The organism is Mucilaginibacter sp. L196, assembly GCF_009765905.1.
Lineage (GTDB): Bacteria > Bacteroidota > Bacteroidia > Sphingobacteriales > Sphingobacteriaceae > Mucilaginibacter.
In genome coordinates this window covers 1,361,146-1,376,483 of sequence record NZ_LMUO01000019.1, presented here as the reverse complement: position 1 = coordinate 1,376,483, position 15,338 = coordinate 1,361,146, and the positions used below count along the sequence as shown (strand labels likewise).

General features: G+C 33.7%; 13 protein-coding genes and 1 pseudogene. 6 read left to right on the top strand and 8 right to left on the bottom strand.

From position 1 onward, the window contains the following. The 6 genes and pseudogenes from GSQ74_RS22940 to GSQ74_RS22250 form a co-directional block, all read right to left on the bottom strand. A pseudogene (locus GSQ74_RS22940) lies at window positions 1-1,052 on the bottom strand (collagen-like protein); the annotation flags it as partial. A gap of 21 nt (window positions 1,053-1,073) precedes the next feature. Continuing rightward, window positions 1,074-1,595, bottom strand: a complete 522-nt coding sequence (locus tag GSQ74_RS22270; protein WP_158996393.1) for a T9SS type A sorting domain-containing protein — start codon at window positions 1,593-1,595, stop codon at window positions 1,074-1,076. A 77-nt stretch (window positions 1,596-1,672) separates the two neighbouring features. Next, window positions 1,673-2,284, bottom strand: coding sequence for a bifunctional 2-polyprenyl-6-hydroxyphenol methylase/3-demethylubiquinol 3-O-methyltransferase UbiG (locus tag GSQ74_RS22265; RefSeq protein ID WP_158996392.1), 612 nt, complete (start codon window positions 2,282-2,284; stop codon window positions 1,673-1,675). 2 nt (window positions 2,285-2,286) lie between these two features. After that, a complete protein-coding gene (locus tag GSQ74_RS22260; protein WP_158996391.1) occupies window positions 2,287-4,326 on the bottom strand; it encodes a lipopolysaccharide assembly protein LapB in 2,040 nt (679 codons plus the stop codon). Between the two features lie 325 nt (window positions 4,327-4,651). Continuing rightward, window positions 4,652-5,605 (bottom strand): sulfotransferase family protein, encoded by a 954-nt coding sequence (locus GSQ74_RS22255; protein ID WP_158996390.1) that lies wholly within the window; start codon window positions 5,603-5,605, stop codon window positions 4,652-4,654. Between the two features lie 40 nt (window positions 5,606-5,645). Further along, window positions 5,646-6,362 carry an aspartyl/asparaginyl beta-hydroxylase domain-containing protein gene (locus GSQ74_RS22250; protein WP_158996389.1) on the bottom strand — a complete coding sequence of 239 codons (717 nt, stop codon included), beginning with the start codon at window positions 6,360-6,362 and terminating at the stop codon, window positions 5,646-5,648. Between the two features lie 53 nt (window positions 6,363-6,415). Between GSQ74_RS22250 and GSQ74_RS22245 the strand changes: the two genes are divergently transcribed. The 4 genes from GSQ74_RS22245 to GSQ74_RS22230 all read left to right on the top strand — a co-directional run bounded on the left by GSQ74_RS22245 (window position 6,416) and on the right by GSQ74_RS22230 (window position 9,801). Further along, window positions 6,416-6,937 carry a hypothetical protein gene (locus GSQ74_RS22245; protein WP_158996388.1) on the top strand — a complete coding sequence of 174 codons (522 nt, stop codon included), beginning with the start codon at window positions 6,416-6,418 and terminating at the stop codon, window positions 6,935-6,937. A 20-nt stretch (window positions 6,938-6,957) separates the two neighbouring features. Next, window positions 6,958-7,872 (top strand): methionyl-tRNA formyltransferase, encoded by a 915-nt coding sequence (locus tag GSQ74_RS22240; RefSeq protein ID WP_158996387.1) that lies wholly within the window; start codon window positions 6,958-6,960, stop codon window positions 7,870-7,872. A gap of 85 nt (window positions 7,873-7,957) precedes the next feature. After that, window positions 7,958-8,560, top strand: a complete 603-nt coding sequence (locus GSQ74_RS22235) for a phage tail protein (protein ID WP_158996386.1) — start codon at window positions 7,958-7,960, stop codon at window positions 8,558-8,560. An 83-nt stretch (window positions 8,561-8,643) separates the two neighbouring features. After that, on the top strand, window positions 8,644-9,801 hold the full coding sequence (locus GSQ74_RS22230; protein WP_158996385.1) for an ABC transporter substrate-binding protein: 1,158 nt from the start codon (window positions 8,644-8,646) through the stop codon (window positions 9,799-9,801). 92 nt (window positions 9,802-9,893) lie between these two features. On the opposite strand, the gene GSQ74_RS22225 is transcribed toward GSQ74_RS22230, so the two are convergent. Then, window positions 9,894-10,049: a hypothetical protein gene (locus tag GSQ74_RS22225; RefSeq protein ID WP_158996384.1), complete on the bottom strand. Its 156-nt coding sequence runs from the start codon at window positions 10,047-10,049 to the stop codon at window positions 9,894-9,896. A gap of 205 nt (window positions 10,050-10,254) precedes the next feature. Between GSQ74_RS22225 and GSQ74_RS22220 the strand changes: the two genes are divergently transcribed. Both GSQ74_RS22220 and GSQ74_RS22215 read left to right on the top strand, forming a co-directional pair. After that, window positions 10,255-11,313 (top strand): sensor histidine kinase, encoded by a 1,059-nt coding sequence (locus tag GSQ74_RS22220; RefSeq protein ID WP_158996383.1) that lies wholly within the window; start codon window positions 10,255-10,257, stop codon window positions 11,311-11,313. 4 nt (window positions 11,314-11,317) lie between these two features. Continuing rightward, window positions 11,318-12,049 (top strand): LytTR family DNA-binding domain-containing protein, encoded by a 732-nt coding sequence (locus GSQ74_RS22215; RefSeq protein ID WP_158996382.1) that lies wholly within the window; start codon window positions 11,318-11,320, stop codon window positions 12,047-12,049. On the opposite strand, the gene GSQ74_RS22210 is transcribed toward GSQ74_RS22215, so the two are convergent. Next, window positions 11,987-15,091, bottom strand: a complete 3,105-nt coding sequence (locus GSQ74_RS22210) for a lantibiotic dehydratase (RefSeq protein WP_158996381.1) — start codon at window positions 15,089-15,091, stop codon at window positions 11,987-11,989. The two genes, GSQ74_RS22215 and GSQ74_RS22210, sit on opposite strands and share 63 nt — an antisense overlap. Window positions 15,092-15,338: the final 247 nt, after the last annotated feature.

The following is a 15,338-nucleotide window of genomic DNA, read 5'->3' as shown; positions in this document are numbered from 1 at the left end:
GTTCCGGTATTACCAGTAATACCTTGAATACCAGTTATTCCCGTTACACCTTGTATGCCCTGTACTCCTTGAGTTCCGGTATTACCAGTAATGCCTTGAATACCAGTTATTCCCGTTACACCTTGAATGCCCTGTATTCCTTGAGCACCTGTTATTCCCGTTACACCTCGAATGCCTTGTATCCCTTGAGCACCGGTGACACCGGTTATACCCTGTATGCCTTGAGCTCCAGTTATTCCCGTTACACCTTGGGTTCCTTGTATCCCTTGAGCTCCGGTGACACCGGTTATACCCTGTATGCCTTGAGCACCAGTATTACCGGTAATTCCTTGGATTCCTTGAGCCCCTGTATTGCCGGTTATACCTTGAATGCCCTGTATGCCTTGTGCGCCAGTATTACCAGTAATTCCTTGGATACCCTGAGCGCCGGTTACACCGGTTGTGCCCTGAATACCTTGAGCCCCGGTAGCCCCTGTAACACCGAGTGCACCAGTTACCCCTGTTATACCTTGTATTCCCTGTGCTCCAACAGGCCCAACCGCACCCGGTAAACCAGGTACACCTGCAATACCTTGAATGCCTTGTGGCCCTTCAGCGCCAGTTGCACCTTGTAAACCCTGCGCCCCGGTAGCACCCGTTGCGCCCTTAGGCCCACCCGGGTTAAAGGAATAAATCGCATAAGGAACACTTAATAATTTAGAAGCACCCAACAAAACATAGCCCGATCCCAGGTCAACTTCTGTTTGGATATATATTTGACTGGCTGCCCATTTGATTCCTGCATACGAGCCCTGGGTAACATCACCGCTCCCCACCTCAATAGCAAACAAGCCATAGGCGTCCGTGGTAACGGTTTGCGTTTCCTGGTACTCGGTAGCCCCTGTTGGTGATCCCGACAAGATAGATATCCGGATATTGATCTGTTTATTGGTAAGTAATGCCCCATTGGAGCCTCTTACAATGGCCTGATATTTAAAGGCCTGTGATTGTGCCATAACAGTTCCGCTAATAGCGAAAAAGGACAGCGTTAACAGTAGTAAAAGTTTTTTCATATATTGTGTATATAAGGCTTGCTAAAACTTAATCAATTTCACCTCGCCATGGAAAAGCATGGGGTTAACCACCTGTACAAAGTACATCCCAGCGGCGTAGTGAGAAATATCTATCGGGAAATAATAATAATTTATGCTTTTGTAGTCGACCGTTTGGCTTTGCAGGATCTTACCTGAAGCATCAAATACATTAATGGTGTAAACACCATCAGGCACATGGTTAAAGGCTAGTTTAACTACGCCACCGTTTGCGGGGTTAGGGAAAATAGCCAGTGACTTTGGTAAATCGGCCAAAACTTGTGAAACTTCGAGGTCGGGTTGTTCAAAACCGGTGGTTAAATATAAATGCGGATTAATGGTGGTATTATACAAGAGGCCGCCAATGGCTTCACCGGCTACATAACTTAAGGTAACATCAGCATTTTTATAGGTATCGCCAGCACTGCATACCACAGTACGGGTTATGTATTGTGCATGGGATGTGCTTATAGTCAAAAAGACTACGCATAGCGCAAGTAATAATTTGTGAAAGGTTTTAGTCATTGTTTTAACGGCATTAAGGTAGAAATATTTTATAGATTAAAAAAAATAAAGTGAAATATTTTTTTCTGAACTATAATTTATCTTTTTGCTACGCTTACAAACTCATTAAATTTAAAAAAGTAACCAATCACCCGAGGGAAAGGAAATGAATATTGCCTTGTTGTATTAAAGTCAATTTGTTTCAGCAAATTTTTAATAGTTGCAAAATCCATAAATTGGATGTGTGTATCGTCTGATTTAAATCCCTTTTCTTGAGGGGTAATAACAATAACTCTTCCATTGTTTTTTAAAAGATGGATATATTGATTTAATAACGTGATAAAATCATCACCTGTCATATGTTCAGCAACGTGGGCTAATAAAATAGAATCAAATGTTTCAGGTTTATTATATGTTGATTTCAAAAAATCATCTACAGTATATGCCTTTAAACCACGACTTTTTGATACATCTATTGAAGTTGCATTATGATCAACCCCTATACCGTTACCATTTAAATGTAATAAGTTTCTTCCAATTCCACAGCCAATATCCAATACGAAACCTGGTTTCAGGCTTTGTATATTATACTTATATGGATATTGCACATTAAAAAGCTTTTTCCACCAGGCAGATTGTCTGAATAATAATCCATCGGTATAGTTTTTTTCATTAGTTGGCTTTCCTTGTGCAATTTTTGGGGCGCTCATTGTTACTTATTATTAAGTTGCTTTTTAGCCCATTGCAAATTACCTGCGGCTAGTTTATGATTCGGATTAATTTTTAGCGCCATTTCACATGCTTCGATGCCTTTATTCCATTCTTTTAGCTGATTATAAGCTGCTCCCATATTGCTGTAAGCATCTGCATAATCAGGTTTTAAAGCAATGGCTAGTTTACAGGCATCAATACAGCGTTGGTAGTTTTGTTGATTATAATAAGTAACGCTCATATTAATATAATCAGCTGCGGATAACGGCTTAGCAATAATTGCGTTAGTTACCAATGGTTTTTGCTTAGTGGATGCTTGTAAATAACTCTCAGCAGTAGGGTCATTTGGCAAAACCGATAATGTTTGTTGAGCTGCTTGTCTTAAATTGTCCCATTGTCCCAAATCGCTATAAGCGCCCATTAAGGCTTGTAATGCAATTACGGAATATGGATTTATTTGTAAAGCCTTTTGTGCCATTTGTATAGCTTCAGGATCACGATTCACTGTTTTTAAATATCGCGCATAAAAAGCGTATGAATCATAAGTGTTAGGGCTGTATGCAATGGCCTTTTTAAAGTTTTCATCAGCCTCTATAAATTGACCTGTTGCTCCTTTTAATATACCTATATTAATATATAAAGTATTATAATAAGGAAGGTACTGTGCAGCTTTTTCAAAATATTGATCAGCAACGGCGTAATTCCCTTTTCCCATTTGTGTTAAGCCGTAATTCATTAATCCTCTGCCATTCAGTGGGCTTTTAACAGTAACATCGTACCATAATGTTTCATCATTATTCCATATTTTATTACGTTGATGAATACCGTAGGCGTTTAATCCTAAAACTAAAAAGATGCAGGTTCCAATTAATATCCTGTATTTTTCACTTGCGATAATTTGCTTGTCACTTTTAAATAAAAATAAACCGATATAGGTTGTCACACTAAGTGAAAGGCCAATAAATGGAAAAAACATTCTGTGGTCATTAGTTACTTCGGCAAAAGGAGCCAAGGAGGTAGGCAATAATGCGGCGGCAAACCAAATTAAACCAAAAGCAATAGGTTTGGTTTCCTTTTTGGCAGATGTTTTAAAAATAACTAAAACTAATGCAATCACGAATATCAAACCAATAATTATTCTTTCATCAAAATGATTACTTAAAACGGTCCAGTCGCTATCTGCACTTAAATTTACAGGTAAAAAGAATGATATAAAATAGTGCAGCCATATCCATGTTTGCGTAAGTAAATACGGAACTAGTGGGTTTGATATACCCGCAATGGTGCCGGATTTAGAAAGTGTATAAATCTGTGTTAATAAAACTGCTGTTAATATGGGTAAAATGTTCAATAATGTTTTACCCAGCTTTTTTAGGTTTTTTGATTTGAAAAGATCTCCAACGGATAAATCATACTCAAATAAAAGCAGGTAAAAGAATAATAAGATTACCAATACTAATACAGTTTCTTTAGCAAAGACCCCTATAACAGCAGGAATGATATATAAGCCCCATTGACGCTTAGCAGGGTAGGCTATATAAATAAGAAATGATGCTACGATACAAAAAGTTGATAATACATCGGAACGGGAAATAATATAGTTGACAGTTTCGGCATTTGCGGTATTTAAAACATACCATGCGGTTGCCGCAATTGCTATGTAACCAACCCATGGATGATTAATTGAACGTTTAAGTAAGTTGTTATACATGAAATACAACAATACCCCCAGTAATACAAACCAAATAAATGTAGAAAGCTGGAAATAGAAAGGATATAATCCTCCACCTATCCAATAGTCGATAGCTAAAGTGGTGGTAACTAACGGGCGTAATCCCCAATGTAGAGGGTCTGCACTAAACATTTTAGGATCGGTGAAAAATTGGGGTATATTCTTCAGATCTCGTATATGAACATTATCAACAACTGCGTGCGAATCATCAAAATGAAATCCGTTATTAAAATGGTTGGCATAAGCAGCAATTAATATCGCGAATAATATGATACCTAAAATTAAAATTTTACGGTTTGGGTTAGTCATTGGTTAATTAATAGGATTTTTTTAATAGCTACTGCTAAATAATGAAAATTATGTAGTTAAACAAAGCGTACTTTAAATTTGACTTTGTTTAATGCTTACTCGTTTACAAAATTATCGCTTCATATTTGTTTAGTGTACACATCCAACTTATCATTTTGTGAAAAGGTTCTACATTTAACAGGGTAGCATTTTTATTGTCGTAACACATTTCGTACCACTGTAGTAAGAGTGTTTCTTCGATTTTTTCAAGGTGATAAACTAAGCCGATCTCTTGCAGAAAACAGCGTATTTTGGCTGTAAGTTCGTTCATGCTTTTAATAAGGTTTTAGGCCTCAATATTACTATTGATTTTGAAAATTTGCAAACTCCTGATTTTTTCAAGTTCGGTGTATAAAATAAATGCTTTTGTTAGATCAGGTAATACTTCTTTATTTGAAGGTTCTTCTTTAAATACCTGATCAGGAAATTTAGCATTGTATAAGCACCTTTCATGAATAAGGGTTCTGTAATTTTTATCAATATCAATGTTGATATAACTCGCCAGTCTGTTTATGATTTGCTCAATACCTTCATCGTAATTTGCCAAAAATGATAAATCATCGTTTTGGGTAATTTTAATTAATGATGCATAATATGATTCAAGCACTTTAATCATATGCCCATCAAAATTCGCAATATTTATTTTATTGGATTGAATACCCAATATACTATCTGAGATTAATCCAGGTACCGCATGCATACCTCTTTTCTTTTGTTGGGAACGTAGTACCTCATCGGGCTTTCTAAATAACAGTAGGAATAAGGTAGATGGATAAAGTAGCCTAAATAGTGGCAAATAATGTAAATGCCAGCTATCGGTTTTTACAAATAGTCTTTTTTTATTTGTATTATCACTTCTTCCATAAAGTTCGATTGCCGCTTTTAAAATTGCCTGGTATTCTACATTAATTAACCATTCATCTATGGTCAATAATTTTAAGAGGTCATCAATAAAAGGAACTTCAGATAATATGATGTGTTCATCATTTAAGCCAAGTGTTTGAGACAGTAAAGTAGATCCGCAGCGCGAAATATGAAATATAAATACTGTAGGTTCAACAGAATGAATAGCATTTACCCATTCTGTTAAGATGCTCAAATCGCTTACCGGCCTATAGTAGCGTGAATTGATTTCCAGGCAACTTGCTTTTAAAATAGTTTCGTTAAAAAAAGGATCTGTAAATTCAATGCTCTTAAAATATCTCCATCTGCATTTAAGCTCATTATCTTCTGAATACAATTTTATTGGGTACCAATTATTTAAATGTTCGAGGTCCATTTTATATTTTATTAGATGCTGTTATACTTTTTTTTAGAAATGCGTTCAGCTCATATTCCAACTCAGTAGCAAGGTTTGTTGCCACCGGTGTTTGCTGAAGTCGTAGCGCCTCAATAATTAATATTTTTTCGGCTACATTATAATCTTCATTCCTTGATGTTTTATCAGCCTTTTCAAACAATTCAATTAACCCATCATTTACAACGCAATCAATTACCAGGTGAATCCTATCTCTTTTGCCGTTGTTTACCACACTATGCTTAAGGTTTGCATTAATATACCAGCACTCACCTTCATTCATTCTTACCAGATTATCTTCTACATAAAACTCAACTCCATCATTGGTAAATACAGGTATATGTATACGCGCTTCACCTTTTTCAAAAGCCAGTTCATTATCTTTATGTGGTTTGATTTTAGCCCCGCTTTTTAAATTTAATAATCGCACGGCCATTATAGGGCAAAGTAAATTCTCCGTTATTTTCTTTATTGAAGGGCACGTAGCCATTAGTGGGGTGTCCATAAACACAGATCCATTAATAATATCTGGAATAATGGTACTACTCGCGCCTCCGGGTGATCTTAAAGATAACACCTCCCAATTGCCTTGATAATCAAAAGTGTTAAGGTGAGGATACCAGGATTCCGTTATTGAACTTACTTCGTGCTGCATATCTGTGATAGATACTTTTAAAGGAAGCTTAGCAAAACAAATCATATTTTAATAAGTAATTTAGGTTTTGAACAGTATATTTATAGCACTAATCCTTTATGCAAATCACAGTGAAAGATAGCGAACTTTTACAGGCTTTAAAAACCCAACTTGCACAATACAAAACTTTTGATTGCAAACTACGGCATGAGAATATTATAGATGTTGGATCGAGTGAAGGTATCGATAGCATGGATTTACCATTGGAACCAATTGTTAATCGTGTAGGGTTTTGTAATCATAGTTTTAGATCTGTCGCTATAAGTTGTGCTCATACAACTGCTGCTCTTAAGTTCAAAAATTTAATAGGAAAAATTTCACAGCAAGTAGAAATACCCCAAAATGACTTACTTATAAAAACATTCGACGATTTGTTATGTGAGATTTATTTACTGGATCATAAAAAGGGGAATTTAGAAAAAGAATACGCATTTGTTGAATTTTATGATAAAAGCGGGGTTGATCGTGAGGAAATAAAGCTCGAAATAAACAAGGTAGGGGAACAGCATTCAAAATTAGTGGCAGCACTTGAATTACTACGACAGACTATTCTAACAGCGTTAGACCAACTTATCTATTAATTAGAATTCTAATATCTTTTATGAAGATTATACTTTTAGCAAACCATGTTTATGCGATTCCTGCAATAAGCTTTTTAGCATCTAAACAATTATTAAAAGCTGTAGTAATGCCTGATGTTGTGCACGAACATAATTTACAGGTTGAAAATGCAGCTACGTTTAATAACATACCTTACAAACGGTTTGCAAAAGAGGATTTAAAAACCTCATTTAAAGAGTGGCTTACACAACAAGAGCCAGACTTAGTGATAGCATATACATTTTCATATAAAATACCCGCAGATTTGTTTTCAATTCCTGTTTATGGGTTTTATAATGTGCATTATAGTTTGCTGCCGGCATATATGGGGCCATTCCCGGTATTTTGGCAAATAAAAAATGGTGAAAAAAAAGGAGGTATAAGCATCCATCACATGGATGAAAATTTTGATACCGGCCCGGTTTTTATACAGCAAGAAATAGCCATTTTACCCGGAGAAACGCAAGGATTATATTCAGCAAAGCTGAGTGTTTTTTCGGTGAATCTTATACAGGAATTTATAAGTAAAATTAAGATAGAGCAGCCATTAACCTTAACTCCAACCCAAAGCTATCATCCAAGGCCAGAACCTAAAGATTTTACAATTTATTGGGACAAAAATACAGCAAGCGAGATTGAAAATCTCACAAATGCCTGTAATACTGAAATAGGAGGGGCTATAACTAGTTTCAGGGGGCAAATGATTAGGGTTTTAGAGGTTGCAAAAGCAACAGTTAATGGTGCCGCAGCCTCGCTTCCCGGAACAATTGTTTATAGCGATACAGCTAATGGTATATATGTGGCTTGTAAAAATAATGAATATTTGAAATTGAATGTTTTACAAACTGCCGAAGGTATATTCTCAGGAAACAAGTTTGCTTCAATAGGAATACAGGCTGGTGAATCTTTTAATTAATTTTTTTTAAAATATTCTAAAAAGATAAAAAAAAAACTAATTTAGTACTCAATAAAAACTAAACCACAATCTAAAACCTTAAACAATGGACACCTACATGGGAACTATCGTAGCTTGGGCACCAAACTACGCACCACAATCTTGGATGTATTGCCAGGGACAAACGCTTTCAATTAGTTCAAATAATGCATTATTTGCAATAATTGGCACCACTTATGGCGGTAATGGACAGACTACCTTTCAATTACCTAACTTAGCAGGAAGAGTTCCTGTAGGAGTAGGAACAGGAGCCGGACTATCAACTTATGCTTTAGGGCAAGTTGGCGGCACAGAAAAGGTCACACTTAATATTAGTCAATTGCCTTCGCATACACACGCGGCAACAGTATCAGGTATGGTAGTTAATTCTATAACTATTCAAGCATCAAGCCAGGATGCAACAGATCATGCACCTTCTGTTACAGCTAACAGCTTAGCGGCGCCTATTTATCTTGGCGATGGTACCACGGTTGCCGGGTTTAATAATTCAGCACCCGATACTGCACTTAATGTGGCTGCATCTGCAACCATCTCCGGAACTGTAACAAACGCTTTAACTGGTGGCAATCTTCCTGTCCCTATAGTACAACCATACCTGGCGTTAAATTACATTATTTGTGTGCAAGGAATTTTCCCTCCACGTAATTAATATAATTTAATATAAAGCTTCAATTTATATACACTATATTGAAAGGTTCCGGTAATTCCGGGACCTTTTTAAATTAATACCTAATGGCAAAAATAAAAGTAGGGGTATTTGTCCCTTATTCAGGAATATATAGGAATTTAAGATCGGATTTTTTAAATGGTATTGATGCTGCAATCCCGGAAGCGCTAAAAAAAGATATTCTTTTTCAACCTGAATTTATTCAAACCGGCAGCACCAAGCAAGTTGAGGATGCCTTTCGGAAACTTGTTCTTTTTGAATCCGTTGATCTGTTAACCGGAATTGTAAGTACAAGTATACTTGCTAATCTTATCCAATCAATCAATACAGAAAAAATTCCTTGTATTATAAATAATCTTGGTGGCTATATGCCAATTGAAAGGCTTTCATCTCCATACCTTTTTTATAATAGCATGCACCTGTGGAAAAGTGAGTGGGCAATAGGAAAATGGATGCAAAATAAGTTTGGCGGTATTCCGGCCATAGGTTCCCATATTTATGATTCCGGGTATAATATGCATGAATGTTTCAGGATAGGCACTGTGGCATCTGGTGCTGATGAATGCAGACTTCATATTTTAAAATTAGAAGGGTTGCAGGGGTTTGCAGATACCGCGCCATTAATTGAAATTTTCAAGTATGAAGAACCATCTCACGCTCATATCATATTATCAAGTAAAGAAGGTACAGAGTTTATAAATAAATTTTATTCAGATGCTATTGCAGATAAAATACCAATTTCTGTAAGCCCTTTTATGGTTAATGACGATGACATATTTGACTTTAATAAATCGCCAGAAATTATAAATGCACTCTCATGGGATTATAATATTAACAATTCGGAAAATGTCAGATTTAAAAACGATTACGAGCAGGCTTTTGGCACTAAACCAAATGTGTTTGGCCTGTTAGGTTACGAAACAGGGCTAGCAATAACCCAAGCAATAGATAAATTAAATAATGGCCGTCCAGATAAAAATAAACTTACCGAGGCATTAAGCCAAACAGATATGAATGGCCCGCGTGGTAAAATAGCAATAAGTACGATTGATTTGAATACACCACAACCTATATATATCCGATCGGCAAAAATAGATGGAAACAATCGCCAAATTAAAAATGAAGTGATTGATGTTGTTAACGGAATAGAATGGAACGATAAAACATTAGCATCGGTTCGCCATGGCAATCATAGTTGGCAAAATCCATATTTGTGTGTATAATATTATAATAACAGAGTATGCGCTATTTTACAGTCCATACTCTGTTATTAAGATTTAGGTTTGTTTATTATAGGTAGATATAATATTGATAGTTACGCACGGTAAATAACTTGCGTCATTGTTGTTGTTATTATTGTTGTATTAGTAGTTGGATCATTACCAACATTCATCCCGCCGAAATTATCTTTTTTAAAGCCATACACCTGTTTGGTTTTAAGTTTTTTCAATTTTTGTAATGTTGCTTTCATGTCTGATTGTTCTAATTCTCACTCAAATTATGAAAGCATTAACACTTCAAAAAAGTTATTACACCAAATGCGGTATTGTATATATCAGTTGCATTAATTGGCTGATATTATCGGTTTGTTAATATTGAAAATCATTATTGAATTTAATTTTCAAGAGAAAAATTAAATTAGGTATGTTTGTTATGCCTAATAAACATTGTAAACTTTGACTAAAAACGTAAGATTAAGCGACCTAAAACCACATATTATTTTCTGGGCAATATTTATCACTTATGAAATAGTTTTTATTTATTGTCTGGTAAACAGACTTTCAAGTTTAGGTGATTATGTTGGGTCTTATTTTTTAAATATTGGTTTGTTTTATTTTAATGCTCATTTTGTATTTGAATGGGCAATTAATGAGAAGAGAAGAAATTATTTTTTACTTATTTTATTAATTATATTAGAAATTATTGCCTATTTAATTGTAAAGAGAGGATTATATTATATATACGATATATTTAAAATCCCTATTAGTCCTCCTTATACCACAATTAAAGCATTTTTTCTCCAAAGTGTGTGGAGAGGTGTTTATTTTACTCTTTTAAGTATCGGTTACTGGTTTGCATTATCTACACTCAAAAGCAGAAAAAAAATATCTGATCTTGAAAACATTCAACTGAGAAATGAACTTCAAAATCAGGTACTGGAGAAATCATTATTGTCAGCAGAGAACGCGTATTTAAAATCGCAGATTAATCCTCATTTTTTATTAAATACGTTGAATTTCTTATATAATTCAATTGCTAAGTTTTCCGAAAAAACTGCTGATAGTATATTATTACTGTCTGATATAATGCGTTATGCATTAACCAGTACTGATGCGGATGGAAAAGTAAGATTAGATCAGGAAATTGATAATATTGAAAGCTTTTTAAAGTTAAACCAGGCCCGATTTAATCAGCGCTTGTGTATTGATTATGAAACTGATGGCGATACTTATGGTTTACGAATTATTCCGCTAGTGCTAATTACATTTGTTGAAAACGTTTTTAAATATGCAGATTTGTTAAATTCAGCCAGTCCTGCAAAAATTTCTATTCAAATTGTGGGAAATACTTTGATTTTTTCTACATATAATTTGAAACGTAAGTCTGTACAATTCGATAGCCATGGTATTGGAATTGAAAATGTTAAAAGTCGACTGGATAATTATTATCAGTATGAGTTAATCATTGATGATAATGAATCTGACTATAAACTAATGCTAAAAGTTAACCTGTAATATTATGAGTACTTGTTATGTTATTGACGATGAGGAGCACGCTATTGATACGATAGTTGGGTATATTAATAAGTACCCAGGATTAAACCTGATAGGAAGTTCTATTAATCCGCTTCAGGGTATAGAAGATATAAGGAACGCAGAACAAGTTGATATTGTATTTTTAGACGTAGATATGCCTGAATTATCGGGCATGGATGTCGCCGACATAATATCGTCTTTTACATCCGTTATATTTACTACTGCATTTCCTAATTATGCATTGCAGGCTTTTGAGAAAAATGGTTCGGATTTTTTATTAAAACCTATATCCTTTGAACGATTTGTTAAATCTGTAACAAAAGTTCAAAATTTGATTAAAGCAAAATCAACGTTAGACAATACCTCCGAAAACGATCAATATTTCTTTATCAATCCGGGAGTAAAAGGAAAAATGATTCAATTGAATTATTCAGACATATTATATATAGAGGGACTAAAGAATTATGTTGTAATTTATACAACGGATAATAAGTACATCACTTATTTATCAATGAAAGAGGTTGAAAAAGCCATCCCTCAAAATAGATTTATACGAATACACAAATCCTATATTGTGAGTTTAAATAAGATAAAATCAATAGATGGTAATAATGTTATTATGTCGCAAAATAGCGAATTACCAATAGGTATATCATTTAAAGATAGCTTTATTGATACGATTAACACTAAAACCCTCAGAAGTTCCAGAAAGTAATGATGCCGTTTTTGTTCTTCTGGCTTCCAACGATAAATGATGCTTATAAAGCAAATAGTAAATAATAAACTCTTGTTTACGATGGTTTTCTATGAAAACTCTGTTTAAGTGCATGTGAAGCAGGTCCGCTACCAATTTATTAAGCTTCTCATTAGAAAAAGTGCTGGTTTTAGTTTTTAATAAATTTAAAGCTTTTACATAGTTGTTAAACTCTTTTTTTCCTGCAATAATAATTATGTTGTTTTTATTAGCATCCATGTTATTAATAAATGCAGAGTGTTCTCGATATTTATTATCCAATTGAATTTTTACAGATTTGCTATCCTCAAACTCATGCTTCATACTTGCATGAATAAGATGGAGTAAATTAATATACTCTGTCGAAGATTTAAGAAAAACCACAAGTATGATATTTGCTGTTAACAAGGCTAAATGTAATTCGTAATAACCTGATTCTATTTTTGGATTTTTTCTAAGGAAATTAACAACTAGATCACTACTAGCTTCAAACATTCTTTCTGCATATTCAATGGTATAGGCTCCGTATCTTTCTATTTCTCTTTTGTAAGTATCTAATAGTAAGTTACTTACACTTCCTTTTTCAAAACCACTCCGTATGCTTTTTTCAAAATATTGTATAACTGCAGCGGTGTTGTTTCTGTTGATTAGTACCCTTACTCGTAAATGATTGTCAGTATCAATATATCTTATAAAATACCAGCATTTTAATATGTTTTGTTTTCTTAATCCGTTTATAATCTTATTTATGTTTTTTAGTAAGATATTGTTTGATACGGAAGGGTGGCTATATAATTTAAAATATAGCCACTCATCACCAGGAAGATAAGTCCTTTTTGTTTTGCTTTTTTTTATTGATAATGGTTCCATCGACATCGGGTTATATGTAACACTATTACTTATAACAGATGTTATGAATTGCCCGCAAAGAGGCTGATCATCTATATTTTTGACTAATGCAGTAGGGTCAAGGAATACTTCTTGTAGTATTATAGAACTTTTACTGCTGATCACCTGCATAAACATTTGTACCGATTCATGATCATCACAATCAAAATACAGTTGATTATCACCTTCAGTAAGGGCGAAGTTTTTTTTTAGTCTTAAGTTTTTATATAAAATGTTGCTATCACCTGTGTTTTTGAATTCTTTTTTTAATTCGGTGATTTCATCTGTGTTTAATATCCATGTTGCGGGAAAAAGAATGCAATTTTTATATTCAATCCTGGGATAAAAATTAAGGCCGGGGAGTAAAGATTTTAAATCAATGATGTAATTGGATTTTAGCCCCTGATGCTGTAAGTCACATAAAAATCTATATATTGAAAGATCGCTTCTTGTATAATTATAGGCCGAACTTAATCGGGGGATTATAATCTTATTTAACTTCTTAGATCTTATGATGATTTGATCGTTCATTACAGAAACCGTAATATCAGATAGGCTTATTATATTATTTCTGTTTAATGTTGAGTATACGCCAATAGGAATTTCATATTGGCGTACACCCGCATTAGAGTTGATATTAGCCGAGTGTTCGTCGTTAAAGCATGAAATCTCAACAAAAATAACATCTTTGTTAAGTTCCCTTTCCTGTAAGTCAATTGCTTGGCTTTTAGCTAATATTTCGGTATTGAATTGCGTAAACCGACCTAATAAGGATGTTGCGGTACAGCCACCGGCCTGTTCTATCCAAATTTTGTTGCCATATATTCTAAATATGACTGAAAAGCTAGGCGGTGTTTTAGATTCAGATTTATGCTCGAGTTTTTCAAGATCTTTATCTGAAATTATAATAGCTTGATCGTCTTTAACTTTTGAAAGTTTCGATAAAAAAAATTCATGAATGGGTGTCCAACTAAAATTCAAGTTGTTTGACTGGATGTCTAAATGAATGCCATTTAACAAGCCACTGCTAATTAAATTACTTTCCAGTCCTTCATATCCTACACCAGCTTCGCGGTCAAGTGCTACTAATAATGGTATTTCTTGATTTTCAAATCGGGCTATAAACCGATTTTTAAAATTTGTAAGTGATTTTGATTTAGTATCATATGTTAACTTATCAAGACAATTTAAACCCTCTTTTATATCTTGTTGATACTTTATATTAAGTAATGAATTTGTCTTTTTTTCGTAACCCACATAGAACTTAGATTTTAATACTCGCTTACAATTTATAAACTCACTACTTTTAGTTAAGCTTTTAATATTTACATCATTGTAATGCTTAATGTTATCAATAATGTATTTGTACTTTAAAATGCTGTCAGGTAAACGACCATTGGCCGAGCTTTCGGATATCATATCTGTTATTCTTTCAAAGTACCTTTTGCCTGACATGTTTGGATCTAGTTCAGAAACCAACAAGCCTGCATTTATAAGATCGTTAATATAATCATCAATCTCATCATCAAATCCAATTAATTCATTAAGCCAGTTTGTTAATTGAGCCTTAGTTTTTCCGTTTTTACAGAAAATGATAATTTTATTAAGTAAACGATCAGACTTGTAAGAGGAAATTAAGAAAAGGATTCTTTCTTCTTTTATGTCATAATTGTGAGTTAAATATCGCTTTTCATTTTTAATGCTATAAATGGAGTTATTTGAATAGTATTTTAAATTATCAATTATGTTTAATGTTTCAATCTCTCTGGCTACATCAATTATAAACTGAAAATCAGGATTAACATATAAACGATCTTCTCCCAACAAAATACATGATCGTGCATCCTCAAATTTGCACCAGTCAAGTGACGTAAACGCTGAAAACATACCAAATGGAGTTGGGCGGTAACACATCCGGTTGAAATATTTTTGTAGGCTGAATTTTACTTTTTTATCAAGTAAATGGTAATTAAAGTCATGACGCATTAATTCCATATAAAGGCTTTCACTGGCAAAAAAAATTGCTAGTTGAAAAAAATGTAGTTTAATAATACTCTCCGGGTTAGAGTTGTAATCATTATAGCTCAACGTTGGAGTTCTTAAAAAAACATATGAACTAAAACTAACATTAATCATTTGTGAATTGTTTATTAAATCATGAGTATCTATAGACTTATGTAAATATTTTATAGAATTACTACTGAAATTTATATGGAAAAATATAGTCAAAGGTTTTAGATCTGGTATTGAAATATTTTAATATTTCGACACAGCTAAATATACTAAAAGATATATTTAATAGGTTGGATTGAAGAGAAGCTTTTTTATTTTGTATATCAAAAAGCCTAAATGGTATATGTTAAAACCGTATTAGTGTAATTAT

Coding starts and splice junctions, on each gene's coding strand:
- GSQ74_RS22265 (WP_158996392.1), bottom strand. CDS start 2,284: ATGAGCGCCCCAAAAATTGCACAAGGAAAGCCAACTAATGAAAAAAAC.
- GSQ74_RS22245 (WP_158996388.1), top strand. CDS start 6,416: ATGCAAATCACAGTGAAAGATAGCGAACTTTTACAGGCTTTAAAAACC.
- GSQ74_RS22260 (WP_158996391.1), bottom strand. CDS start 4,326: ATGACTAACCCAAACCGTAAAATTTTAATTTTAGGTATCATATTATTC.
- GSQ74_RS22215 (WP_158996382.1), top strand. CDS start 11,318: ATGAGTACTTGTTATGTTATTGACGATGAGGAGCACGCTATTGATACG.
- GSQ74_RS22225 (WP_158996384.1), bottom strand. CDS start 10,049: ATGAAAGCAACATTACAAAAATTGAAAAAACTTAAAACCAAACAGGTG.
- GSQ74_RS22240 (WP_158996387.1), top strand. CDS start 6,958: ATGAAGATTATACTTTTAGCAAACCATGTTTATGCGATTCCTGCAATA.
- GSQ74_RS22230 (WP_158996385.1), top strand. CDS start 8,644: ATGGCAAAAATAAAAGTAGGGGTATTTGTCCCTTATTCAGGAATATAT.
- GSQ74_RS22270 (WP_158996393.1), bottom strand. CDS start 1,595: ATGACTAAAACCTTTCACAAATTATTACTTGCGCTATGCGTAGTCTTT.
- GSQ74_RS22210 (WP_158996381.1), bottom strand. CDS start 15,091: ATGATTAATGTTAGTTTTAGTTCATATGTTTTTTTAAGAACTCCAACG.
- GSQ74_RS22250 (WP_158996389.1), bottom strand. CDS start 6,362: ATGATTTGTTTTGCTAAGCTTCCTTTAAAAGTATCTATCACAGATATG.
- GSQ74_RS22235 (WP_158996386.1), top strand. CDS start 7,958: ATGGACACCTACATGGGAACTATCGTAGCTTGGGCACCAAACTACGCA.